Source organism: Bradyrhizobium sp. 155 (genome assembly GCF_023101105.1).
GTDB classification, from domain to species: domain Bacteria; phylum Pseudomonadota; class Alphaproteobacteria; order Rhizobiales; family Xanthobacteraceae; genus Bradyrhizobium; species Bradyrhizobium canariense_D.
This window is the reverse complement of the sequence record NZ_CP064704.1, coordinates 5,735,399-5,757,678: the sequence shown is the minus strand read 5'-3', so window position 1 is coordinate 5,757,678 and position 22,280 is coordinate 5,735,399. Positions and strand designations below refer to the sequence as shown.

The following is a 22,280-nucleotide window of genomic DNA, read 5'->3' as shown; positions in this document are numbered from 1 at the left end:
CGCCGCGAACGTCTCGCGCATGACTTCGGCGAACGTCGGCTGCAAAAGCAAACAGTGGCGACCTCAAGCTGAAATTTACAACTTTCTGGCGAGATTATCTCTTCCATTTCAACTGTTTGGGTTGAAATCTCAGTATTTCTCCGAGCCCTCCCGTTAACCAGAATGAGTAACCCTAAGGAATAGATTCTCCGGCAAGGGCGATCAACGTCCATGCAGCCGGCAAGGACTTGGCTGCGTGTTTCCTTTGGGGGAAACGTACCATGTTGAGCCCTGCTCATCATCAGCAGGTCCGAACTCAGTCCGCCAGCGCGTGGAGTCGGCTCGGACATGTTCGGATCGGCACGATCTTGCCGATCATCATCTCTGCCCTGGTCGTGCTTGGGTTGGCCTCGGCCGGATTCATCGCCTATGAGGCCGTCCTCAAGAGGCGAGAGTCCGAGGCATTCCTGAAGGTCAATGCAGTTGCGCAACTGCTGCTGCGCAGCGCAGGACATTGGGCGATTGAACGCGGGCTGACCAACGCCGTGCTGAAGTCTCCTGATGTCGTCAGTGCCGAGCGCCGTGCGGAAATCGCAAAGGCGCGCGCGACGGCCGACGAGGCCTTTCGCCAAGCCGTCCTCGATATCAGCGCGATTTCCGAAATGACGGCGGGGCAAAGACAGATTGCGGACGCAGCGACGAAATTCGAGGCGCTGCGTCTCCTGCGTGAGAAAGCCGACGCGGGAATGTCGCGCTCGCGCGTCGAACGCGAGCCTGACCTCGTAGATGGCTTCGCGCCAACGATTACGGAGGTGATCGACGTCGCGAGCAACCGCTTGCGGCTGACGCTCGAAACACTCACCAGCCCGCCCGTGGCAAGGCTGGCCCAGCTCATCGGCTTGCGACATCTGACAGCTCAGATGGTCGAGAATGCTGGAAGGGAGCGGGCCCTGCTGGCTGGGGTCGTCGGTGCGCGCGCGAAGCTCGGGATGGAGGGCTATGAGCGCCTTTCGGCGCTGCGGGCCAAGGTCGAACTCGCATGGGACACGGTATTGCCGGTGCGGCTGCGTTCGGACCTCGCCCTGCAGATCGGCGAGGCGATGACGGAGGTCGAGAAGTCCTATTTTGGTGCCTACGGTGAAACGCGGGTGACTGTGCTCGCCGGTGGCGAAGGCGGGGACTACAGAATCACGGGACCCGAGTACTTCACGCGGGCCACCGCCGGCATCAATGCAGTGCTGAAGCTCGGTGAAGCCATTGGCGCGGCCGCTGACCGCGAAGCCACGATGCAGGCAGAGGTCAGCACTCGTAATTTTGTTTTCACAGTTGTGTTGCTCTGCGCCTCGGTGATGCTCGCTGGCCTCAGTTTCTGGATCACCTTTGGCCGGATCCTCAAGCCGCTTTCAGCCATTTCGGTTGCGATGCGTGGGCTCGCCAATGGCGACTTCACGACGGTCGTGCCTGGCACCTGCCGAGGTGACGAGGTCGGCGAGATGGCGCGGACCGTTGAAGTCTTCAAGCAAAACGGCCTCGAAGTCGAACGCATGCGCGGCGATCACGCTGCGGCCGAGAGCCGGGCAGCCGAGCAGCGCAAGGCGGAGATGCGGAAGCTGGCCGACGGCTTCGAAGCCGCGATCGGGGAGATCGTCGACACCGTCTCCTCGGCAGCGACCGAGCTCGAAGCCTCGGCGTCGACCCTCACATCGACCGCGGAGCGAGGGCAGCAGCTCACGACCATGGTTGCTGCGGCCTCCGAGGAGGCGTCCACCAACGTGCAAGCGGTGGCGTCGGCCACCGAGGAGCTGTCGTCTTCTATCACCGAGATCAGCAGGCAGGTGCAGGAATCGGCCCGCGTGGCCAACGAAGCTGTCGGCCAAGCGCGTGTCACCACTGAGCGCGTCAGCAAATTGTCCAGGGCGGCGACGCGGATCGGCGACGTGGTCGAACTGATCAACACCATCGCGGGTCAGACCAATCTCCTGGCGCTCAACGCGACCATCGAGGCCGCGCGCGCCGGCGAAGCCGGTCGCGGCTTTGCGGTTGTGGCCTCCCAGGTCAAGGCACTCGCCGAACAGACCGCAAAGGCCACTGGCGAGATCGGGCAGCAGATCGCCAGCATCCAGACCGCGACCGAGCATTCGGTCGGCGCAATCAAGGACATCAGCGGCACTATCGAGAAGCTCTCGGAGATTTCCTCTACCATCGCGGCTGCCGTGGAAGAGCAGGGCGCGGCGACACAGGAAATCTCCCGCAACGTGCAGCAGGCGGCGGAAGGCACCCATCAGGTCTCGGCCAACATCACCGATGTGCAGCGCGGCGCGAACGAGACCGGCTCGGCGTCGTCGCAGGTGCTGGCGGCGGCCCAGTCGCTCTCTGGCGACAGCAACCGCCTCAAGCTCGAGGTCGGCAACTTCCTCGATACCGTGCGCGCAGCATGACGCGGTCGCCGTCACCAATCATCGATCGACTACAACCGCCGCGCGAAGACGCTGCGGTGGTTCGCATGCGTTCGCAGTTGGATGTCGCGGCGCGATGAGCCGCACGGTTAACCTTCCGGAAAACCGATGCAGTCATGATCTCCGCAATATTCCGGGTGCCGAGTCGCCCTCCTCGTATTGCGTATCAATCGTATTGGAGCACATTCCATGAGTGGCCCTTCCATTCGTCTCACCCATAAGGTCATGGCGATCGGACTGTTCGGATTGTTGGGTCTCGTCGCCTTCGGCGCGATCTACGAGATCGGCAGTCTCTCCCAGGACGCCTCCCGCGAGATTGCCAACCGCGCTCGTGCGATCGCTGACCTCGACAAGCAGCTCTCGATCGAGATGCTGGAGGCCCGCCGCAACGAGAAGAACTTTCAGCAGCGCCGCAACGAGAGCTACGCCAAGGCACATGCCGAATTGATCGGGCCGATCAATCGCGACTTCGACGAGGTGGAGCGGCTGATGTCGGCCGGCGGCTTGGGCGCGCTGTCCGACCGGATGAAGCAGGCCCAGGACGGCTTCAAGCGATACGCGTCGGACTTCGGCGCATTGGTGGCCGCGGAGACCCGGCTCGGCCTAAACGAGACTCTGGGCCTCTCCGGCTCGCTCCGCGCCGCCGTGCACGACATTGAGGCCAAGCTCAAGGAGATCGACGATCCCAGGTCCACGAGCTGGATGCTGATGATGCGCCGGCACGAGAAGGACTTCATGCTGCGGCGCGACCCAAAATACATCGCCGAGATGAAGAAGGCCGCGGTCGAATTCTCCAAGGCGATAGAGGTCGTCGCAATCCCTACGGCAGTGATGAACGACATCACAGCCAAGCTGCAGAAATATCAATCCGAGTTCACGGCGTGGGTGGAGACGGCGCAGCAAACTGCGGCCCTCGACGCCAGCATGATGAAAACGTTCCGTGGGTTAGAACCGAGCATGATCGAGGTGCGCAACACAGTCGAAGACCTCTACAGGAAGGCCGACGTTGCGGAAGCTGCGACCCGCGATGCCGTGCGCATGTGGATGATGGTCGCCTTCGCCATTGCCGTCGTCGTGCTCGCCGCGGTGGGCTTCCTTCTGGGACGTTCGATCTCGAAGGCGCTTGCCGGCATGGTCGGCGCGATGACGCGGCTTGCGCGCGGCGAGCTTTCGATATCCGTTCCGGGCATCGGGCGCAAAGACGAGATCGGCGAGATGGCCGGTGCCGTCGAGGTGTTCAGGACCAATATGGCGGAGGCCGAGCGGCTGCGCACCGAGCAGGTCGAAGCTGAGGCGCGCGGGCGCCAGCAGCGCAAGGCCGACATGCACCGGCTCGCCGATACTTTCGAAGGCGCGGTCGGCGAGATCATCGATACTGTTTCGTCGGCGGCAACCGAGCTGGAGGCCTCGTCAAATACGCTGACGCAGGCTGCCGAGCGCGGCAACGGGCTTGCCACGGTCGTGGCGGCCGCCTCCGAAGAGGCCTCCGCGAACGTGCAGTCGGTGTCTGCAGCGAGCGAGGAAATGACCTCCTCGATCTCCGAGATCAGCCGTCAGGTGCAGGAATCGGCCCGTGTCGCCGACGTGGCGGTCGGGCAGGCCCAGCGCACCAATGCACGCGTCGCCGAACTGTCGAAGGCCGCCGCCCGCATCGGCGACGTGGTCGAACTGATCAACACCATCGCCGCCCAGACCAACCTGCTGGCGCTCAACGCGACGATCGAGGCGGCGCGTGCCGGCGAGGCCGGCCGCGGCTTTGCCGTGGTCGCTTCCGAAGTGAAGGCGCTCGCCGAGCAGACTGCGAAGGCCACGGGCGAGATCGGCCAGCACATCGGCGCGATCCAGACCGCGACGGAAGATTCCGCCGGTGCGATCAAGGAGATCGGCGACACCATCGCGCGGATGTCGGAGATCTCGTCAACCATCGCCGCCGCGGTCGAGGAACAGGGTGCCGCCACGCAAGAGATCTCCCGCAACATCCAGCACGCCGCGAATGGCACCTCCGAAGTCTCGGCGAATATCGGCGATGTCCAGCGTGGCGCAGGCGAAACCGGGGCGGCCTCGGCGCAGGTGCATTCGGCTGCGCAATCGCTGTCGCAGGAGAGCCATCGGCTGAAGAGCGAGGTCGCGCGCTTCCTGGATTCGGTACGGGCGGCGTGACAGCCGTCGCCTTCCGCACATTGCGTCGCAAGTGGACAGGTCGCGTCGCAGCATCAGGTGGCTGTGCAGCTGCACAGTTGGTTGCAGGAGAAATAACGACCGTCAGCGCTGTCCCGTAATTTTACGTAGGGCCCTGTTAACGCCTGCTTGCGACTATGTGTGCAATCTCACGGGACAAGAACCAGCCAGCATTGTTGAACTGACCTCCGTCTCGCCATCTTCGTGGCGGTTTGCGGCGCGGACAATTTGCGCGTTGCCAGGTAACATCGGGATTTGTCGTGATGTCGAAATTGTCGATCGTCTTCAAGCTTCTGGCCGTGTTGTCGGTCCTGGTCCTTTCGCTCGCCGGCGTTGGCGTGACGGCGATCGGCACCATGCAGAACATCAATTCCCATACGGTCGAGATCGCGGAGAGTTGGCTGCCCAGCGTGCGCGCGCTCGGCTCGCTTCGCGCCGACATCAACGAGCTGCGCGTCGCGCTCCGTCTGCATCTGATGCAGGACAGCGTTGAGGGAAAGGACGCCGCCGAGAAGCGCTTGGCCTCGCTGCGCGCGCGCATCGACCAGACCCGCAAGGTCTACGAGCCGCTGATCACTTCGGCCGAGGAGCGCTCGCTCTATGGGCAATGGAGCACGGCGTGGGCCGAGTATCTGAACGGCGTGCAGGACGTGATGGCACTGTCGCGCAAGGGCGTTGGCCGTTTCCCGGCCGACGCCAACGAGCTGCTGCAGACCAAGGTTGCGAAGATGGCCCAGGCCGCCGATCCCCTGCTTCAGAAGGGCATCGAACTCAACAACCGGGGCGCCGAGCTTGAGACGAAGCAGGCCGCCGACAGCTACGCCATGATCTTCCGCGTGCTGGTCGGCATCATCGTGCTCTCGGTCGTGATCGCGATCGGCGCCGCCTATTACCTCGTGCGCGACGTTTCTCGCGGCATTGCCTCAATCATCCGCCCGATGCAGTCCCTCGGCGAGGGCGACCTCTCGGCCGACGTTCCGCATCGCGGCGAGAAGACCGAAATCGGTTCGATGGCAGATGCGCTGCAGATCTTCAAGGAGGCGCTGATCGCCAAGAAGGCCGCCGACGAGGCCGCTGCGCGCGACGCCGAAGTCAAGATCGAACGCGGTCGCCGCGTCGATGCCATCACCCGCAAGTTCGAAGCCATGATCGGCGAGGTGGTCGGGACCGTCTCCTCGGCCTCGACCGAGCTCGAGGCCTCCGCCTCGACGCTGACCAACACCGCGCAGCGCGGACAGGAACTCGCGACCGTCGTCGCAGCCGCCTCCGAGGAAGCCTCGACCAACGTCCAGGCGGTGGCATCCGCTTCGGAGGAGCTGTCGTCCTCCATCACCGAGATCAGCCGCCGCGTGCAGGATTCGGCGCGGATGGCGGCGGAGGCCGTCGAGCAAGCGGCGCGGACCAACGACCGTGTCAATGCGCTGTCGCAGGCGGCGTCCCGCATCGGCGACGTCGTCGAGCTCATCAACACCATCGCGGGCCAGACCAATCTGCTGGCGCTGAACGCGACCATCGAGGCCGCGCGTGCCGGCGATGCGGGCCGCGGATTCGCGGTCGTCGCCTCCGAGGTCAAGGCGCTGGCCGAGCAGACCGCGAAAGCGACCGGTGAGATCGGGGCGCAGGTCTCGGGTATCCAGGCGGCGACGCAGGAATCGGTCAGTGCCATCCAGGAGATCGGCGGCACCATCGAGCGGCTCTCCGAGGTGGCTGCGGCCATTGCCGCCGCCGTCGAGGAGCAGGGCGCGGCCACGCAGGAAATCTCGCGTAACGTGCAGCAGGCCTCGGTCGGCACGCAGGAGGTCTCGTCGAACATCACCAACGTGCAGCGCGGTGCGATCGAGACCGGCGAGGCTTCGACCGAGGTATTGTCGGCGGCGAAATCGCTGGCGACCGACAGCACCCGTCTCAAGGTCGAGGTCGCGCAGTTCCTGGAATCGGTTCGCGCGGCCTGACGCTCACGTGCTCGTCTGCGGAGCCGGCGGCGGTGCGATCTGCCGCCGGAACAGGATACGCTGGTAGAGCCAGCCGATCGCGACCAGCACGATGCCGAGGCACATGAACGATAGCGCGCGGTAGACGCCCGTCAGCGTCGACATGTCGATGACGAAGGCCTTGAGGATCGTCAACGCGATCACGACGGCCGATGCCAGCCGCGCCCGCTCCGACTTGACGAGAATGCCGACGCCGAGCAGCACCACGCCGAAGCCGAGCCAGCCGATCGAATAGGTATATTGCTCGGCGCCCGTCGTCGCCCCGGAGGAGAGGATCGGGCCGTGATGGAAGCGGCGGATCTCCAGCGTGACATAGATCAGCGCGAACAGCAGCGCGCCGCCTGCAATCGTGTTGGCGTAGGCCTTGCCGCGTTCGCCGGCCACGGCATAGGACAAGAGCAGCATCAGCACTGCCGGCAGCGCGTAGCCGAGCAGCAGCAGGTTGAACACGGCGCCGCCGACGTCGGTGCGCCACAGCAGCGGGTTCTCCAGGATCAAGAGACCGAACACGCTGACGAGCCCGGCGATCACCGTGAGCACCACCGCGCCGACATTGTGCACGACGCTGCGGCTGCGCAGCCGCAGGCGCTCCAGCCCGATCGCCATGGCGAGCGTCACGCAGGCCTGGAGCGCGCATTCGAGCAGCGACGGCGCCGACGTCACGTCGCCGCCGGTCGCAAAATGGCGGATCTCCATGAAGGCGAGCAGCGCGGTGAACAGGATCGCGGCGCTCTCGACCATGCGCAGCGGGGCGTCGTCGCCGCGGCGGCGCAGGAACAGGCTCGCCGCCCAGAACGATGCCGCCGGCAGGCCGTAGCCCCACAACAGCCAGTTGAAGATCGGCGTGGTTCCGACGGCGTCGCCGACGATGCGCGGGTCATAGCCGATCCGAGCGGTGACGAGGCCTGCGAAGATCGCGGCCAGCCAGCGCAGGAACGGGATCGGCCGCTGCATCGAGATCCAGGCGGTGCCGAGCGACATCAGCGCCAGTGCGATCGTGAGCCAGCCCTTCTCCAGCGCAAACGTCAGCGCCAGCGCCAGCGCACCGAGCGTGCCGGTCGCGAACAAGGCCGTGGAGATCATGGCGCCCGGCCGGGTCTCGCGGCGCGCAAGCGCTTCGGTGGCGGCGCCGAAGGCGGCGGCGAGCAGCACCGCGAGGATGGCGAACGGGATCGAGCGATCGAGATGCGCGATGCGTGCGTAGAGCGCGACCAGGATCGCGATCGGCGTCGCGACCCCCGCGACCGACCACACCACCGGAATGATCGCCGAGTTCGAACGTCCCTGCGCGAGGAAGCCCGCGATGCCGAAGCCGGCGGCGAAGATCGCCGCCATCACCAGATGCAGCGTCACCGCGCTATCGATCGCCGTCGGTGCGATGCCGGCCATGGGACCGCTCGGCAGCACGAGCATGTCGGGATTGGCGCGCACCGCCCATTCGGCGAACACGACGAAGACGGTCGCGGCGGCGGCACCGAGTGCGCCGGTCGCCGCAGGCGCGCGCCAGGCGACCAGCAGCGTCGCGCCGACCAGCAGCGTGAAGGCGATCAGCGCCAGATCCGCATGCGCGCTCGACAGCACGATCAACATCGCGCCGAACAGATAGGCACCGAGTGAGCCCGACGAGACCGGCTCGATCTCACCGTCCTCGATCGTCGGGCCGAACATGAAGCCGCAGACCACGAGAAGAGCGGCAAGAACGAACCCTGCGATCACATGGAAAGCGTGCGGCGCGACCTGCAGGTCGCCGGCATCGAGCCCCGGAAAGATCCAGAGCACGGCGAAGGCGATTGTCGTGACCGCAAGCCAACGCCACAGCCGGATACGGGCAAGGCCGAAGCTCGCGGCGGTGACGATGGCGAGATAGATGTAGAGCGCCCAATAGTCCGGCTTGTCGCTGGAGACGAGGATCGGCGTCACGAAGGCGCCGACCACGCCGAGGCCGGCGAGCGCGGGTCCGTGCAGGAGCGCGGCAGCCAGCGTGCCGAGCGCGACGAGGCCGAGCAGCACGAAGGCGGTCGCGGGCACGAGGAAGCCATAGAGCGCGTACGCCGCGTAGATGGTCGCAAATGCCACCGCCGTACCGGCTGCGGTGAGGATAGCGGGAATGTTGGCGATCGGCAGCGCGGCGATGTTGGAGATGCTCTCCTTGCGCCGTGACCATTCGCCGGCGCCCAGCAGCGCCAGCGCGAATACGCCGCCAAGGAACACGCGCACGCCGGGGCCAAGGAGGCCAGCCTCGATCGAATAGCGCACCATGAAGAAGCCGCCGAGCGCGAGCGCCAGGCCGCCGATCCAGACTACCCAGCGCGTGCCGAGCCGTTCCTCGAACCCGGGCGCGGGTGCGGGCAGCGGCGGCGTCGCGTCGGCCTCGGTGCTCGCTTCGAGCGGAGGCGGTGAAATATCTTCGGTGACGAGCGGGGGCGGCGCCTCGGCTCTGGCTTCGGCTTGGGGCACAAGCGGCGGCGGCGCTGCGGAAGTTGTGGGGGGCGCGTCAGCCCACACATCTGCGGGGATCAGCGGCGGCTGCACGGGCCGTTGCGCGCGGAACATCTCTTCGAGCGAGCTTAGCCGTCGTCGCAGTTCAGCCGCCTGGCTGGAAGCCTTGATCGCGATGATGAAGGCGATGATCGCAATGATCAGCGCGAAGACGTCAAACGGGCCGTCAGACATAAAGCCTCCAGGCAACCGGCGGGCAGGGGCCGATCACGCATATCTCGGGTTAGCGCCGGGAGCGTACGCGCAAGCCCGGCGCGGGTCGCTCCTGAAGCACGTCGCGACGGAAGCGGTAGAGCGCCGCCGGACGTCCGCCCGTCTGTGTCGACATCACCCCGGTCGGTTCGACCAGGGCTTCCATTTCGACCAGGCGGCGGAAATTTTGTTTGTGCAGGTGTCGGCCGGAGATCGCCTCCACCGTATACTGCAATTCGGTAAGTGTGAACTCGGCGGGCAAAAGTTCAAAGACCACAGGACGATACTTCAGTTTTGCACGCAGTCGCGCGACCGCTGTCGCAAGAATCCGGCGGTGGTCGAAGCGCATGGATGTGCCGAGCGCGGACAGCGCCTTGCGCGCTAATGCCGCAGGGCGACCATCGCGCCGCGCTTCCTCGACCAGCCCTGCCTCGTACAGGAGCTCGTAGCGGTCGAGCACGCGCTCCTCGTCCCAGGACGCGCCGTCGAGACCGAAATAGAACCGCATCCGATCCTTGCGCGGCAATGCGCGCGTCGTCTCCGGCGTCTCCTCTTCGGCCCAGCCGGTCAATGCCGGGATGATGTCGTCCGCGATGATCGCGGGCGGCCCCTCGCGCCAGTCCTCCCAAGGCAGGAAGCGATACCACGGCGCGAAGCTCGCACTCGTGGCGGCCAGTTCGCCGCCGAAGGCGCGCGTCAGTGCGAGATAGCCGATCGACACCATGTGCGCGCCGGTGTCGCCAGCCTCGGCATGCCGGCCGCGATCGCCGAACGTGTAGAGCTGCTCGACATAGCCGAGCCGCAGGCCCGTCTGTTCCTCGACCCACGCCCGCAGCCCGATCTCGAAAGTGCGATGGCTAGGCGCATCGAACGGGCCGAACGGCAGGCCGGCCAGGCCGTCACTGTCGCGCGCGGTGAGGATCAGCGGTTCGTGATCCTCGATCGCGACGATCGCGGCGGTCAGGCCGATCTCGATCGGCGTCAGCAGCTTTTCGCTCATGCGATGGCGATCGCCAGTGCGGCCGTGAACTGGTCATGCCCGGGCTTGTCCCGGGCATCCACGTTCTTCGTGCCGCAGCAAAGGTCGTGGATGGCCGGGACAAGCCCGGCCATGACGATGTGGAGGCGTCTGCGTAAAGGCTCGCATGCGATTGCTCTGCTCGCAAGCGGGAGAGGGGGCACACCTGTGCTGTGGTGCGCAACTGTCATTCGAGCTCGATCACGAAGGGGCGGCCCTCGACCATCATCGCGCCCGGGCCCATCTCGTCGAGTGCGCGCAGCATGCGGCCGTTGCGCCCCAGCGCACGGTCGGCAAGGCCGACGATGCGGCGGTTCGGTGAGGCGATCGGGGACGCCGCCCGGATCTTCTTCGCGATCTCGGTCTCGTCGCGATTCGGATTGAGTGCGCACACGGCGGCAAAGGCGCTCGCGGTGGAGCGGCTGATGCCGGCATAGCAATGCACCACCAGCGGCGCGTCGCGGTCCCAGCCGCGCACGAAGTTCAGCACCTGCTCGATATGCGTTTCCGACGGCGCGACGAAGCCGTCCATCTCCTCGGTGATGTCGTCCATCGACACCTTGAGATGGTTGGCCGGCAGCACCGACACCGGCCGCGCCACCTGTTCGACATTGGCCATCACGGTCAGCACGTGGCTGGCCTTGGTGAGGCGGACGGTTTCGGGAAGGGCGGCGAGGGAGCAGACGTGGATCATGGCGGACCTTTTTCCGCAGATTATAGCGAGCGTTGGCGGGGTGGGCAAAGCGAAGCGTACCCACCACTTTCGTCTCATTGCGCAAAACAGTGGGCGGCAAGGGCCCCTTTGCCCGCCCTGCAGGACTCTAACCCACGACAACGATCACGCAAACACGGCGCCAAACCGCTCCAGAAACTGCTTCTCGGCCCGGGCAGCCGTCCAGGGGGTGAGATAGTCGCGCCGGACGCTGTCGGACAGGCCGGGATCCTTGCCGAACAGGCGCTTGGCCTCGCTCTCGCTGAAGCCGGCAAGCGTCGTTGCCTCCAGATAGGCCGCGCCGCGATCGGCGGCCTTGATCGCCAGCGTGATCTCGTCCGGCAGTACCGGCGGCAGGCCAAAGCGGATGTGAATCGCGCCGAGCAGACGTTTCTCGACCGCCTTGTAATGACCGTCGAGCACGGCCTTGAACGGCGAGATCATGTCGCCGATCACATATTCGGGCGCGTCATGCAGCAGCGCGGCAAGCCGTATGCGCTGATCCACGCGGGGATTCTCGTGCCGCATCACGGTTTCGACCAGCAGCGTATGCTGCGCGACAGAGAAGATGTGTGCGCCGATGGTCTGGCCGTTCCAGCGGGCAACACGCGCCAGCCCATGCGCGACGTCGGCAATCTCGATATCGAGCGGGGAGGGATCGAGCAAATCGAGCCGCCGGCCCGACAGCATGCGTTGCCAGGCGCGGGTGTCGGCGCCGCGGTCCGTCTTCTTCGCGCTCATTTGGCCTTGAGGCGCGGCTTGCGCTGCGACTTGCCGCAGCTCGCGTGACAATGGCAGTCGACGAGATGATCGTTGACCATGCCGGTCGCCTCCATGAAGGCATAGACGATGGTCGGGCCGACGAATTTGAAGCCGCGCGAGGCCAGCTCCTTGGAGATCTGCATGGAGAGCGGCGTCGAGGCAGGCACGCTCGCGGTGGTCTTGAAATGATTGACCTTGGGCCTTCCGTCCATGAAGTCCCACAGGAATTTCGAGAAGCCGGGGCCCTTCTCCATGATGGCGAGATAGGATTTCGCGCTTGATATCGCGCCGTCGATCTTGGCCTTGTTGCGCACGATGCCGGCATCGTTCATCAGCGCGTGAACCTTCTTCTCGTTGTAGCGTGCGATCTTTTCCGGCTGGAAATCGTCGAAGGCTTTGCGAAAATTGTCGCGCTTGCGCAGGATCGTGATCCAGGACAAGCCGGCCTGGAAACCGTCGAGGATCAGCTTCTCATAGAGCGCGCGGTCGTCATATTCCGGCACGCCCCATTCAGTATCGTGATAGGCGACGTAAAGCGGATCTTCGCCGGGCCAGGGGCAACGCGTCTTTCCGTCGGGATGCAGGCGAGGGGCACGGCTCATGCGATGGGTTGCTTCGTTGGAATGCGCACGACGTCTGGTTCCGCAAGCCTCACAGCGAGCCCACCGGCAGTCAGCGCCTGTCCCGCATCGAGCGCATCGGCGACGCGGTCGATGCGCACCAGCGCGATACCCTTTCCTTTCGCCGACGAGCCCATCGTGCCGACCGGCTTATCGCCGGCCATGACGCTGACGCCGGGCTCAGGCGAGAAATCCTCGAGCAGCACCTTCACGCTGCGGGTGCGCGCGGTGCCCCGATGCTGCATGCGCGAGACGACCTCCTGGCCGACATAGCAGCCCTTGTCGAAATCGACGCCGGAAAGGCGGTCCATGTTGGTCTCGTGCGGGAACGCATCGCTGTAGGTGAAATCGAGCCCGCCTCGCGGCACGCCGAGCGCGATGCGGTGGGCCTCGTATGCGGCGGCGTCGACGAGTTCGGCGCCGATCAGATCGGACAGCTTCTGTTGGAGGTCTTGAGGGATCAGGATGCGATAGCCGAGGTCTTCATTGCGCGGATCGGCGAAGGCGAGGTCGGGCTGGGCCGCAGGCTTGCCGTCCCAGGCCGCGAGCACGCCGAGATCCTCGGACAGGTTTTCCACCGTGACCTTGGCGCGCAGCTTGTAGAATTTCAGCTTGGTGGCGAGGCCGTCGGCAAGCGGCTTCGGGCAATCGATCAGGAACCCGCCGCCATGGCCGGCAGGCGCTTCCGTGATCAGGAAATCCACGATGATCTTGCCCTGCGGCGTCAGCAGCGCGCCGAATCGGCCCAGGCCCGGCTTCAGCTTGTCGACATCGGTCGTGACGAGGCCATTGAGGAAGTTGCGCGCATCCTCGCCCGCGACCTTGATCACGCCCCGGTCCGGAAGAAACGCTGATTTCATACGAAAATCTCTTGCGACATGTTGCTCCGGAACGTAAGCCCGCAAGGCAAAAACGACAAGACCTCAAGCCCCGCGCTTGGGGACGAGAGAGGCCTTCAGCCATGACCCAGCGTTTCGACGTGATCCTCAAGGGCGGCACTGTCGTCAACCAGGACGGCGAGGGGACCCGCGATGTCGGCGTCGTCAACGGTCGCATTGCCGAGATCGGCGCGCTGTCGCAGGCTTCCGCCGCGGAAGTGATCGACTGCAAGGGCCTGCACATCCTGCCCGGCGTGATGGATACGCAGGTGCATTTCCGCGAGCCCGGGCTGGAGCAGAAGGAAGACCTCGAGACCGGCTCGCGCAGCGCCGTAATGGGCGGCGTCACCGCCGTGTTCGAGATGCCAAACACCGCGCCGTTGACCGTGACGGAGGCCACCTTCACCGACAAGGTGAAGCGCGCCCATCACCGCATGCATTGCGACTTCGCCTTCTTCATCGGCGGCACCCGCGAGAATGTGCAGGACCTGCCGGTGCTGGAGCGTGCGCCCGGCTGCGCCGGCGTCAAGGTGTTCATCGGCTCCTCGACCGGCGCGCTCTTGGTGGAGGATGACGAAAGCCTGCGCCGCATCTTCCAGGTGATCCGGCGCCGCGCGGCGTTCCACGCCGAGGACGAATACCGCCTCAACGACCGCAAATCGCTGCGTATCGAGGGCGACACGCGCTCGCACCCGGTGTGGCGCGACGAGACCGCCGCGCTGATGGCGACGCAGCGGCTGGTGAAGCTCGCACACGAGACCGGCAAGCGCATCCACGTGCTGCATATCTCGACCAAGGAAGAGATCGAATTTTTGCGCGACCACAAGGACGTCGCCTCCTGCGAGGCGACGCCGCATCATCTCACGCTGGTTGCGCCCGAATGCTACGAGCGGCTCGGCACGCTGGCCCAGATGAACCCGCCGGTGCGCGGCGCCGATCACCGCGCCGGGATCTGGCGCGGCATCGAGCAGGGCATCATCGACGTGCTCGGCTCGGACCACGCCCCGCATACGCTGGAAGAGAAACAGAAGACCTATCCGGCCTCGCCCTCCGGCATGACCGGCGTGCAGACGCTGGTGCCGCTCATGCTCGACCACGTCAATGCGGGTCGGCTGTCGCTGGCGCGTTTCGTCGATCTCACCAGCGCCGGCCCCGCGCGCCTCTACAACATGGCCTGCAAGGGGCGGATCGCCGCCGGCTATGACGCCGACTTCACCGTCGTCGATCTCAAGCGCAGCGAGACCATCACCAACAAATGGGTCGCGTCCAAGGCCGGCTGGACCCCCTATGACGGGTTGCGCGTCACCGGCTGGCCCGTAGGCACCTTCATCCGCGGCCGCCGCGTGATGTGGCAGGGCGAGCTCGTGACGGCCGCGCAAGGTGAGCCGGTGCGGTTTCTGGAGACGCTGAGGGAGGAGTGAATGACCGAACCGACACCCCTCATCACCACCGAGCAACTTGCAGCCCAGCTCGGCGATCCCAACCTGCGCCTCTACGACTGCACGACCTACAACGAGCCGGTGCCGCCAGGCAGCGATGTGCCCTATCGCGCCGTGCCGGGCGATAAGACGTTCGAGGCCGGCCATATTCCGGGGGCCGATTTTCTCGACCTGCAAGGCGAGTTCTCCGACGCCTCTGCGCAGCAATTCTTCATGATGCCTGATGTGGCCCAGCTGGAGGCCGCCTTCGGCCGCCACGGCCTCGATGCATCCAAATCCGTCGTGCTCTACAGCATCGGCACCATGATGTGGTCGACGCGGTTCTGGTGGATGCTGCGCTCGCTCGGCGTTGAGGCGCGGGTGCTCGACGGTGGCCTCGACAAATGGAAGGACGAGGGACGGCCGGTCTTAACAGGCGCCCCGAAGGGCTATCCGGCCACGACCTTCAAGGCCACACCGCGCGCAGGCTTCTTCGTCGACAAGAATGCGGTCAAGGCACGGCTCGGAGATCCCGCGACTGTTATCGTCAACGCGCTCGGTCCCCAGTTTCATCGCGGCCTCGAGCCGAGCCGCTACGGGCGGCCCGGCCGCGTTCCCGGCAGCGTCAACGTATCAGCGGCAGCGCTCGTCAATGCGGACAAGACGCTGACGACGCTCGCCGATGCCGAGGCCAAATTCGACGCGGCAGGCGTCACCCGCGACAAGAATGTGATCCTGTATTGCGGCGGCGGCATCTCGGCGACGATCGACCTGATGCTGCTGACGCAACTCGGCTACGACAAGCTGACGCTGTACGATGCCTCGATGGGGGAGTGGGCGAAGGATCCGGCGCTGCCGATCGAGACGGATTAGGACATTCCTTGGCCCCTCCCCAGGGGAGGGACAGAAAGTTGGGAACCTTTCCCTTGGGGCGGCATCCAATGTCCGGAATGAAGCCAAACGAGCAGGTGACCGCCATGCCACGGATCGCAGCCGGCCTGTCCGCCGGCGCCAAGACTTCAGAAATCAGGACATTGGAAGCCGAACTGGTCGAGCGGGCGCGGGGCCATGACGAGGCCGCGCTGCGCGAGATCATGCAGGCCAACAACCGCAGGCTCTATCGTCTGGCGCGCGGAATTCTGCGCAGCGACAGCGAAGCCGAGGATGTCGTTCAGGAAACCTATGTCCGCGCTTTCACCCATCTCGACGGATTCCGCGGCGAGTCCGGACTGTCGACGTGGCTGTCGCGCATCGCCATCAACGAGGCACTTGGCCGGGCGCGAAGCGCCAGGCCGCAGGTCGAGCTCGGCTCGGTGCCCGAAGCGACGCTCGAGGCGCAGATCATCAAATTTCCCGCTTCTCCCCCAGGCGATCCGGAAAGGACCATGGCCCAACGTGAAATCCAGCGCGTCGTCGAGCGCGCCATCGATGAATTACCGGATGTCTTCCGCATGGTCTTCGTCGCCCGCGTCATGGAAGGGATGAACATCGAGGAGACCGCCGAGCTGCTCGGCGTCAAGCCCGAGACCGTGAAGACGCGGCTGCACCGTGCGCGGACCATGCTGCGCGAGAACGTCGAAAAGGAGATCGGTCCGGTGGTGATGGATGCGTTCCCGTTCGCCGGGTGGCGCTGCGAGCGGCTGACCGTGTCAGTGCTGAAGCGGCTTGGCATCGGCGGCTGAATTTTTCGGGAACGTTTGCGCGAGAATTCCATCCAACGCCTGTGAAGCAACGCGCCGGCAAAACGTCCGGCACCACAGGAGTGTCAAACCATGTTCGTTCGTTGGACCACGGCGATCGCCGCTGCAATTTTGTTGTCGAGCCCCGCGCTGCTGCAAGGCGCCAGAGCAGCCGACAAGCTGACCGATCCGCAGATCGCCCACATCGCCTACACCGCGGGCGTGATCGACATCAACGCAGCCAAGCAGGCGCAGAAGAAAGCCAAGATCAAGGACGTGAAGGCGTTTGCCGAGGACATGCTGCGCGACCACGAGGCCGTCAACAAGCAGGCGCTCGCGCTGGTCAAGAAGCTGAACGTCACGCCTGAAGACAACGACACCAGCAAAGCGCTGTCAAAGCAGGCGAGCGAGAAGCTCGCCGAACTGGACAAGCTGAGCGGTGCGGCCTTCGACAAGGCCTATGTCGCGAACGAGGTCGCCTACCACAAGACGGTCAACGGCGCGCTGGAAACCCAGCTCATTCCGTCCGCCAGCAATGCCGAACTGAAGAGCCTGCTGCAGACCGGCCTGAAAATCTTCCAGGGCCATCAGCAGCACGCCGAGCACGTCGCGGCGGAGCTGAAATAGGGAGGCGATGATGCTGGGACGATTGTCCGCGATCGCGACAGCGGTCCTGCTCGTGGCGGTGGCCGTCCCGGCGCACGCTGCGACCATCGAGATCACGATGGAGAATCTCGAAGTGTCGCCGAAAGACGCTTCGGCCAAGGTCGGCGACACCATTGAATGGATCAACAAGGACGTCTTCGTCCACACCGCGACAGCCAGGAACGGCGATTTCGACGTCAACCTGCCGGCGAAAAAATCAGGGACGTTGGTTCTGAAGAAGGCGGGCACGATCGATTATTACTGTCGCTTTCATCCCAACATGAAAGCGACGCTCAAGATCGAGCCGTAACGGGCTCGGAGCGTATTCCCGACCGTAGCGGAAGCTGGCCCCGCCTACGTGGCGGGGTCATTTTCGGCAAGGCTTACTGCCTGGAGAAAGACTTACTGTCTGGAAATGTCGACCGAGAATTCGCCGTTGCGGATGCGGCCGGGAAAGCCTTCGACGAACTTCGCCACCGCGTCCTCGCCATAGGTGCCGACGAGCTCGGCAAGGGCCGCAAACAGGCTCGCCTGCGCCAGGCAGTCGCCGTCGACGCCATCATGGCGCGCTTCGGCCCAGGCCTCGTTGAGATAACTCAGTGCGGCCTGCTTCTGCTCGTGATCGGGCAGCGGCGCGCGTGCGGGAGCGTAGGACACTGGATGGCTCATGAAACTCGTCGGGGCTGGGGCGCAATCCACGGCGATGCGCTGTGCGAGAGGTGTAGCACGCACGTTAACGCCCGCTAGGCCACATCTTTAGGAACGGTTAACGGCTGTGTACAAAGTCGATGACAGGGTTCCCGCCGCTGTCTCAGTTCGCGTAACGCGCCGTGAGATCGCGCGAGATCTTGGCGCCTTCCTCGATATAGCGGCGGATCGCCACCGTCGCGGCCGGCGTGCAGCTCCGGTAGGTCTGCTGAAAACCGTTATAGCCGCGGTTGAAGCCGGCGATCATGCGGGTGCGGCGTTCGCCGGCGGGGGTTTCGGCATCGATCAGCGCCTGCATCTCGCTGCGCCATTTGTTGCCCTCGTTGGACCCGCAGATGCCGCGCAGATAGTGCAGCCCGCCGAGGATCTCCGCCAGTCGCTGCAAATCGCCGTCAAACGGCGCTGCCCCGTCCTGAGCCCTCGTGGGCACCGAGGCGCAGGCGAGAATCAGGGCAAAAATGGCCAGAAATCGCGTCGACATCGGCCGGGTGTATGCCTCCTCGGGGCGATAGACGCAAGGCGGGGCCGTCAGGCGCCCATCAGCCGGTGAGCGGACTGGATGACCTCTTCCAGCCCGCCGGTCAGCTTGAGGTCGCCAAGGCTCGCCAGGGCCTTTGGGGCGATCCAGCGGCAGTCGTCGAGCTCGTCGTTGAGAACCGGCTCCCGGGCCACCCAGCGGGCGGCAAAGGACATGATCAGGTAGTGGCCGGCGCCGGCCGCGGCCGGCAGCACTTCGCGCCAGCCCGCGAGGCCAATGATTTCGATATCTAGCCCGGTCTCCTCGTCGATCTCGCGCGCCAGCGCCTGGTGCAGCGATTCGCCGAACTCGACCCGGCCGCCCGGCAGCGAATAGAACCCCTTTGCCGGCGAGCGTGCGCGACGGGTCAGAAGCACCTTGCCGTCACGAAAAATCGCGGCACTGACCGCGATCTGGGGACGGGTGGGCTGAACGATCGCAGCCATGACTTCACCTGCTCGGGCTCAGTTCGCCATGATGTTGTCGACGTCGGCTTCCGCGCCGCCATTGATGATGCCGCCGCAGGCCGCGATCAGCGGCTTGACCCAGTGGGCGGCCTGCTCGGCGAGGCGAACGCGGGTCGTGTCCTTCTCGACCTCGCGCATGGCCGAGCCGACCGCCGTCAGGATCGAGGTCATGGTGTCGGTGAGGTGGTCGAACTGGGCGCGCACGTTCGGGTCGGCCTTTTCATAGGCCTCGATCGCCAGATCCCGGGCCTTGAAGTTCGAGGCGGTGAAATGCTCGGCATAGGACAGCGGCGACCAGGTCAGAAAATCTTCCGCGCATTCCGGCATGTCGGGGACCATTTCCAGCAGCATCACGGCTTCATTGAAATGGTTGAGATAGTCGGTGGCAAGCCCGGTCCGCGGGTTGATGTTGGCCACGCGCAGCCGCTCGGCCCAGGCTGCAGCCTCGGGCCCCGTCTGTCCATGCATTCGCGCCGGCTGGGAGACCGTTGAGCTCATCTGCCGCAGTGTTAACGTTCGGGGTTAAAAGGACCTGAACGGACCCTATATAGGCCCTCAAGGATGTGTGGACGCTTCGTCATAACTTCGGCCCCCGCGGCTTTGCGGCAACTGTTCGGCTACATTGAGCAGCCGAACTTCCCGCCCCGGTTCAATGTGGCCCCGACACAACCGATTCCGGTCGTGCTGGCCGAGAACGGCGCGCGCCATTTTCGCCTGATGCGCTGGGGTTTGCTGCCGGGTTGGGTCAAGGATCCCAAGGGATTTTCGCTCCTGATCAATGCCCGTTCCGAGACCGTGCTGGAGAAGCCCGCTTTCAAGAACGCGATTCGCCGGCGCCGCGGCCTGATTCCGGCCGACGGCTATTACGAATGGAAGGCGGAGGGTGGGCGCAAGCAGCCGTTCTTCATCCATCGCGCCGACGGCGCGCCGCTCGGCTTTGCAGCGGTGTTCGAGACCTGGGTCGGGCCGAACGGCGAGGAGCTCGACACGGTCGCGATCGTCACGGCGGCGGCGAGCGAGGATCTCGCCACGCTCCATGATCGCGTGCCCGTCACCATCAGCCCGCGCGATTTCGAGCGCTGGCTCGACAGCCGCAGCGATGACCTCGATGCGGTGTTGCCGCTGATGACCGCCCCGCGCATCGGCGAATTCGCCTGGCACCCGGTCTCCACCCGCGTCAACCGCGTCGCCAATGACGACGACCAGTTGCTCCTGCCGATCAGCGCGGAGGACATGGAGGCGGAGGCGCCGAAGAAGAAGGTGGTGCGGAAAGCGGCGGCCGGGCCGGCTGATGACGGGCAGGGGTCGTTGTTTTAAGCGGCTTCGCCCTTACACGATCTCCCGCGCCCGTAGTGCTGCGATCTCCGCTGCGTCAAATCCCAGCTCGCCCAGCACCGCATCCGTATCCGCGCCGAGCTCCGGCGCCATCCGGTCGAGCCTGCCGCCGCCATGCGCGAGCTTGAATCCGCTGCCGGCGAAACGAAGCCGGCCGTAGGGCGTATCGAGTTCCTGGATCGCGCCGCGCGCCTTGATCTGCGGATGGTCGATGACTTCCTCGACCTTCCAGATGCTGGCGCAGGGCGCGCCGGCGTCTTCCAGAATGGTCTCCCATTCGCGCGCAGGCCTTGCCGCGAGCGCCTCTTCGATGATGGCGCGCAGCGCCGGCTCGTTCTCGTTGCGCGCAAACCAGTCGGCAAAGCGCGGATCGCTGAGCGTGTCCTCGCGGCCGAGCGCAGACATCAGTGCGCGATATTGCTTCTCGTTGTTGACGGCGAGCAGGATGTGACCGTCGCCGCATCTAAACAAATTCGCCGTGGTCCTGCGGCTGACGGCCTGATTCCCCGACAGCTGCTGGCGATGGCCCGCGACCGACCAGTCCGCGATCTGCCCCGACAGGAACGCCATCGTCGCCTCCAGCATGGAGACGTCGATGAGCTGGCCCTTGCCGGTGCGGTCGCGCTGGTAAAGCGCGCTCGACACGCCGAACGCAGCGGTGGCGCCCGACAGCACGTCGCACACCGCAAAGCCGGCGCGGGTCGGCCCAGTCTCGGGATGACCCGTGATCGCCATGATGCCGGACAGCGCCTGCATCTTGCCGTCATAGCCGGGGCGCAGCCGGTCCGGACCGGTCTGGCCGAAGCCGGACACCGCGCAGTAGATCAGCTTCGGATTGATCGCGGACAGCGCCTCGTAGCCGATGCCGAGCTTGTCCATCACGCCGGGGCGGAAATTCTCCATGACGACGTCGACTTGCGCGGCGAGCTTCTTCACGATCGCGATCGCATCGGGCTTTTGCAGGTCGAGCGTCAGGCTGCGCTTGTTGCCGTTGATGGCCTGGAACGCGGGCGCGAGCCCGCGCTCCGCCCATTCGCGTGACAGCGGCGTGCGGCGCATGTCCTCGCCCTCGCGCCGCTCGACCTTGACGACGTCGGCGCCCAGTAGCGCGAGCTGGTAGCTCGCATAGGGGCCGGCCAGCACTTGCGTGAAGTCCAGGATCTTCACGCCCTCGAACGGTCGCGTCACGTCGCTCTCCCTGTTTGTTTTGGTTGTCGGAGGACGTCAGGCGGCGCGATTGCCGCGCGCGATCTCCTTCTGCTTGTCAAATTCGGCACGGCGGCGCTCCAGCTCTTCAGCTGAGAGCTGCGCGACGTTGTTGTAGTCGAGCTTCCAGGAAGCGTCCTCGCTCCAGCGCAGCGGCGACTGCATCGTGGTCTGCGGGCCGCTCGCGGTCTCCAGCAGTCTGAGCGCCAGCTCGAGCGTCTGCGCCTGCGAGGCGATGTCGTGCGGCTTGCCGGCGGAATTGCCGAGCGGGAAATCCGAGAACAGGAAGCGCGGCACGGCGGCGTGCTCGATGATGTCCTTGGCGCAGCCCATGATCACGGTCGGAATGCCGTTCGCCTCGAGATGCCGAGCCACCAGCGCCGTGGTCTGGTGGCAGACTGGACAGTTCGGCACCAGCACGGCGACATCGACCTTGTCGGCAAGGCAGCGCGCCAGAATTTCCGGCGCGTCGGTGTCGAGGGTGACGCGATGGCTGCGGTTGGTCGGCGCGCCGAAGAAGCGCGGGGCCACCTCGCCGATGCGCCCGGCGGTGCTTGCCTTCAAGAGCTGCGGCAGCGGAAACCAGGTGCCGTTGTCGGTGGCCGTGGTGTGCTTGCGGTCGTAGCCGATATGCGAGATGCGAAGGTCGTGGGGCTTCGCCGTGTCGCCCTCATAGACCTGGTAGAATTTCGCGCCGCCATTATACGCCGCGCCCGGTCCCTGGTCGCCCTTGGCGGGGTCGTATGGCGCGGCGGTCGTGATGATGGTGACGCTTGATTGCGACAACGGCTTCTTTAGCGGCTGGAACGGCGCCTCGGTGTAGTGAGCCCAGCGATACGCCGTGGTGTAGCCAATCGCGGCGTAATAGTCCCGCGTGCGTTGCATATAGGGAACGGGGGCGTCATAGTCGGGCGCAAAGCCGAATTCGTCGTCGCGCGAAGCGGACATGGGGCGCGTCTCCTGGTTCTTGTTGGCGACAGACTAGAGATAGTCGGGGGTGAGCTCAACGGGGGGCGAGGC

At 65.3% G+C, this 22,280-nt stretch carries 21 protein-coding genes; 9 read left to right on the top strand and 12 right to left on the bottom strand.

Features of this window, described 5'->3' with window-relative positions; translation table 11 throughout:
• Positions 1 to 260 precede the first annotated feature (260 nt).
• From IVA93_RS27850 to IVA93_RS27840, 3 genes are all read left to right on the top strand, one after another.
• Positions 261 to 2,417, top strand: coding sequence for a methyl-accepting chemotaxis protein (locus IVA93_RS27850; RefSeq protein WP_247371502.1), 2,157 nt, complete (start codon positions 261 to 263; stop codon positions 2,415 to 2,417).
• 207 nt (positions 2,418 to 2,624) lie between these two features.
• Complete coding sequence (locus IVA93_RS27845; RefSeq protein WP_026233670.1) at positions 2,625 to 4,595, top strand: methyl-accepting chemotaxis protein; 1,971 nt, start codon at positions 2,625 to 2,627, stop codon at positions 4,593 to 4,595.
• Positions 4,596 to 4,876: 281 nt separating this feature from the next.
• Entirely contained in the window at positions 4,877 to 6,565 is a 1,689-nt protein-coding gene (locus IVA93_RS27840; protein ID WP_018458833.1) for a methyl-accepting chemotaxis protein, read from the top strand.
• A 3-nt stretch (positions 6,566 to 6,568) separates the two neighbouring features.
• Here IVA93_RS27840 and IVA93_RS27835 read toward each other — a convergent pair whose 3' ends face one another.
• From IVA93_RS27835 to ygfZ, 6 genes are all read right to left on the bottom strand, one after another.
• Complete coding sequence (locus tag IVA93_RS27835; protein WP_247363575.1) at positions 6,569 to 9,277, bottom strand: DUF2339 domain-containing protein; 2,709 nt, start codon at positions 9,275 to 9,277, stop codon at positions 6,569 to 6,571.
• A 49-nt stretch (positions 9,278 to 9,326) separates the two neighbouring features.
• Positions 9,327 to 10,295: an NUDIX hydrolase gene (locus IVA93_RS27830; RefSeq protein WP_018458831.1), complete on the bottom strand. Its 969-nt coding sequence runs from the start codon at positions 10,293 to 10,295 to the stop codon at positions 9,327 to 9,329.
• Between the two features lie 205 nt (positions 10,296 to 10,500).
• Positions 10,501 to 11,007, bottom strand: coding sequence for a tyrosine phosphatase family protein (locus IVA93_RS27825; RefSeq protein ID WP_007607206.1), 507 nt, complete (start codon positions 11,005 to 11,007; stop codon positions 10,501 to 10,503).
• 144 nt (positions 11,008 to 11,151) lie between these two features.
• Positions 11,152 to 11,766 carry a YfbR-like 5'-deoxynucleotidase gene (locus IVA93_RS27820; protein ID WP_018458829.1) on the bottom strand — a complete coding sequence of 205 codons (615 nt, stop codon included), beginning with the start codon at positions 11,764 to 11,766 and terminating at the stop codon, positions 11,152 to 11,154.
• Positions 11,763 to 12,389 (bottom strand): DNA-3-methyladenine glycosylase I, encoded by a 627-nt coding sequence (locus IVA93_RS27815; RefSeq protein ID WP_085361347.1) that lies wholly within the window; start codon positions 12,387 to 12,389, stop codon positions 11,763 to 11,765. The genes IVA93_RS27820 and IVA93_RS27815 overlap by 4 nt, the downstream gene beginning before the upstream one ends.
• The gene (ygfZ, locus tag IVA93_RS27810) at positions 12,386 to 13,267 is read right to left on the bottom strand and encodes a CAF17-like 4Fe-4S cluster assembly/insertion protein YgfZ (RefSeq protein ID WP_018458827.1); all 882 of its coding nucleotides are present in this window, start codon (positions 13,265 to 13,267) and stop codon (positions 12,386 to 12,388) included. Before ygfZ ends, IVA93_RS27815 begins: the two co-directional genes overlap by 4 nt.
• A gap of 101 nt (positions 13,268 to 13,368) precedes the next feature.
• Between ygfZ and IVA93_RS27805 the strand changes: the two genes are divergently transcribed.
• The 5 genes from IVA93_RS27805 to IVA93_RS27785 all read left to right on the top strand — a co-directional run bounded on the left by IVA93_RS27805 (position 13,369) and on the right by IVA93_RS27785 (position 17,337).
• Positions 13,369 to 14,706: a dihydroorotase gene (locus IVA93_RS27805; RefSeq protein ID WP_018458826.1), complete on the top strand. Its 1,338-nt coding sequence runs from the start codon at positions 13,369 to 13,371 to the stop codon at positions 14,704 to 14,706.
• Complete coding sequence (locus IVA93_RS27800) at positions 14,707 to 15,576, top strand: sulfurtransferase (protein WP_018458825.1); 870 nt, start codon at positions 14,707 to 14,709, stop codon at positions 15,574 to 15,576. It begins immediately after the preceding gene.
• A 104-nt stretch (positions 15,577 to 15,680) separates the two neighbouring features.
• Positions 15,681 to 16,385: an RNA polymerase sigma factor gene (locus IVA93_RS27795; RefSeq protein ID WP_026233669.1), complete on the top strand. Its 705-nt coding sequence runs from the start codon at positions 15,681 to 15,683 to the stop codon at positions 16,383 to 16,385.
• 90 nt (positions 16,386 to 16,475) lie between these two features.
• Positions 16,476 to 17,009, top strand: coding sequence for a DUF4142 domain-containing protein (locus IVA93_RS27790; protein ID WP_018458823.1), 534 nt, complete (start codon positions 16,476 to 16,478; stop codon positions 17,007 to 17,009).
• A 10-nt stretch (positions 17,010 to 17,019) separates the two neighbouring features.
• Positions 17,020 to 17,337, top strand: coding sequence for a cupredoxin domain-containing protein (locus tag IVA93_RS27785; RefSeq protein WP_018458822.1), 318 nt, complete (start codon positions 17,020 to 17,022; stop codon positions 17,335 to 17,337).
• Between the two features lie 92 nt (positions 17,338 to 17,429).
• Here IVA93_RS27785 and IVA93_RS27780 read toward each other — a convergent pair whose 3' ends face one another.
• From IVA93_RS27780 to IVA93_RS27765, 4 genes are all read right to left on the bottom strand, one after another.
• Entirely contained in the window at positions 17,430 to 17,696 is a 267-nt protein-coding gene (locus tag IVA93_RS27780; protein ID WP_007594892.1) for a hypothetical protein, read from the bottom strand.
• A 142-nt stretch (positions 17,697 to 17,838) separates the two neighbouring features.
• Positions 17,839 to 18,216 carry a TIGR02301 family protein gene (locus IVA93_RS27775; RefSeq protein WP_007607220.1) on the bottom strand — a complete coding sequence of 126 codons (378 nt, stop codon included), beginning with the start codon at positions 18,214 to 18,216 and terminating at the stop codon, positions 17,839 to 17,841.
• 47 nt (positions 18,217 to 18,263) lie between these two features.
• Positions 18,264 to 18,698 carry an NUDIX hydrolase gene (locus tag IVA93_RS27770; protein ID WP_018458821.1) on the bottom strand — a complete coding sequence of 145 codons (435 nt, stop codon included), beginning with the start codon at positions 18,696 to 18,698 and terminating at the stop codon, positions 18,264 to 18,266.
• Positions 18,699 to 18,716: 18 nt separating this feature from the next.
• Positions 18,717 to 19,217 carry a hypothetical protein gene (locus tag IVA93_RS27765; RefSeq protein ID WP_085352590.1) on the bottom strand — a complete coding sequence of 167 codons (501 nt, stop codon included), beginning with the start codon at positions 19,215 to 19,217 and terminating at the stop codon, positions 18,717 to 18,719.
• 63 nt (positions 19,218 to 19,280) lie between these two features.
• Between IVA93_RS27765 and IVA93_RS27760 the strand changes: the two genes are divergently transcribed.
• Positions 19,281 to 20,036 (top strand): SOS response-associated peptidase, encoded by a 756-nt coding sequence (locus IVA93_RS27760; RefSeq protein ID WP_026233667.1) that lies wholly within the window; start codon positions 19,281 to 19,283, stop codon positions 20,034 to 20,036.
• A gap of 12 nt (positions 20,037 to 20,048) precedes the next feature.
• Here the strand turns inward: IVA93_RS27760 and IVA93_RS27755 are convergent, their stop codons facing one another.
• Both IVA93_RS27755 and IVA93_RS27750 read right to left on the bottom strand, forming a co-directional pair.
• A complete protein-coding gene (locus IVA93_RS27755; RefSeq protein WP_018458818.1) occupies positions 20,049 to 21,242 on the bottom strand; it encodes a CaiB/BaiF CoA transferase family protein in 1,194 nt (397 codons plus the stop codon).
• A 36-nt stretch (positions 21,243 to 21,278) separates the two neighbouring features.
• Entirely contained in the window at positions 21,279 to 22,208 is a 930-nt protein-coding gene (locus tag IVA93_RS27750) for a glycine reductase (RefSeq protein WP_018458817.1), read from the bottom strand.
• Positions 22,209 to 22,280 lie beyond the last annotated feature (72 nt).

Bases quoted from the DNA above. Each gene is read 5' to 3' on its own strand.
- IVA93_RS27850 (WP_247371502.1), top strand. From the start codon at position 261: ATGTTGAGCCCTGCTCATCATCAGCAGGTCCGAACTCAGTCCGCCAGC.
- IVA93_RS27845 (WP_026233670.1), top strand. From the start codon at position 2,625: ATGAGTGGCCCTTCCATTCGTCTCACCCATAAGGTCATGGCGATCGGA.
- IVA93_RS27840 (WP_018458833.1), top strand. From the start codon at position 4,877: ATGTCGAAATTGTCGATCGTCTTCAAGCTTCTGGCCGTGTTGTCGGTC.
- IVA93_RS27835 (WP_247363575.1), bottom strand. From the start codon at position 9,277: ATGTCTGACGGCCCGTTTGACGTCTTCGCGCTGATCATTGCGATCATC.
- IVA93_RS27830 (WP_018458831.1), bottom strand. From the start codon at position 10,295: ATGAGCGAAAAGCTGCTGACGCCGATCGAGATCGGCCTGACCGCCGCG.
- IVA93_RS27825 (WP_007607206.1), bottom strand. From the start codon at position 11,007: ATGATCCACGTCTGCTCCCTCGCCGCCCTTCCCGAAACCGTCCGCCTC.
- IVA93_RS27820 (WP_018458829.1), bottom strand. From the start codon at position 11,766: ATGAGCGCGAAGAAGACGGACCGCGGCGCCGACACCCGCGCCTGGCAA.
- IVA93_RS27815 (WP_085361347.1), bottom strand. From the start codon at position 12,389: ATGAGCCGTGCCCCTCGCCTGCATCCCGACGGAAAGACGCGTTGCCCC.
- ygfZ (WP_018458827.1), bottom strand. From the start codon at position 13,267: ATGAAATCAGCGTTTCTTCCGGACCGGGGCGTGATCAAGGTCGCGGGC.
- IVA93_RS27805 (WP_018458826.1), top strand. From the start codon at position 13,369: ATGACCCAGCGTTTCGACGTGATCCTCAAGGGCGGCACTGTCGTCAAC.
- IVA93_RS27800 (WP_018458825.1), top strand. From the start codon at position 14,707: ATGACCGAACCGACACCCCTCATCACCACCGAGCAACTTGCAGCCCAG.
- IVA93_RS27795 (WP_026233669.1), top strand. From the start codon at position 15,681: ATGCCACGGATCGCAGCCGGCCTGTCCGCCGGCGCCAAGACTTCAGAA.
- IVA93_RS27790 (WP_018458823.1), top strand. From the start codon at position 16,476: ATGTTCGTTCGTTGGACCACGGCGATCGCCGCTGCAATTTTGTTGTCG.
- IVA93_RS27785 (WP_018458822.1), top strand. From the start codon at position 17,020: ATGCTGGGACGATTGTCCGCGATCGCGACAGCGGTCCTGCTCGTGGCG.
- IVA93_RS27780 (WP_007594892.1), bottom strand. From the start codon at position 17,696: ATGAGCCATCCAGTGTCCTACGCTCCCGCACGCGCGCCGCTGCCCGAT.
- IVA93_RS27775 (WP_007607220.1), bottom strand. From the start codon at position 18,216: ATGTCGACGCGATTTCTGGCCATTTTTGCCCTGATTCTCGCCTGCGCC.
- IVA93_RS27770 (WP_018458821.1), bottom strand. From the start codon at position 18,698: ATGGCTGCGATCGTTCAGCCCACCCGTCCCCAGATCGCGGTCAGTGCC.
- IVA93_RS27765 (WP_085352590.1), bottom strand. From the start codon at position 19,217: ATGAGCTCAACGGTCTCCCAGCCGGCGCGAATGCATGGACAGACGGGG.
- IVA93_RS27760 (WP_026233667.1), top strand. From the start codon at position 19,281: ATGTGTGGACGCTTCGTCATAACTTCGGCCCCCGCGGCTTTGCGGCAA.
- IVA93_RS27750 (WP_018458817.1), bottom strand. From the start codon at position 22,208: ATGTCCGCTTCGCGCGACGACGAATTCGGCTTTGCGCCCGACTATGAC.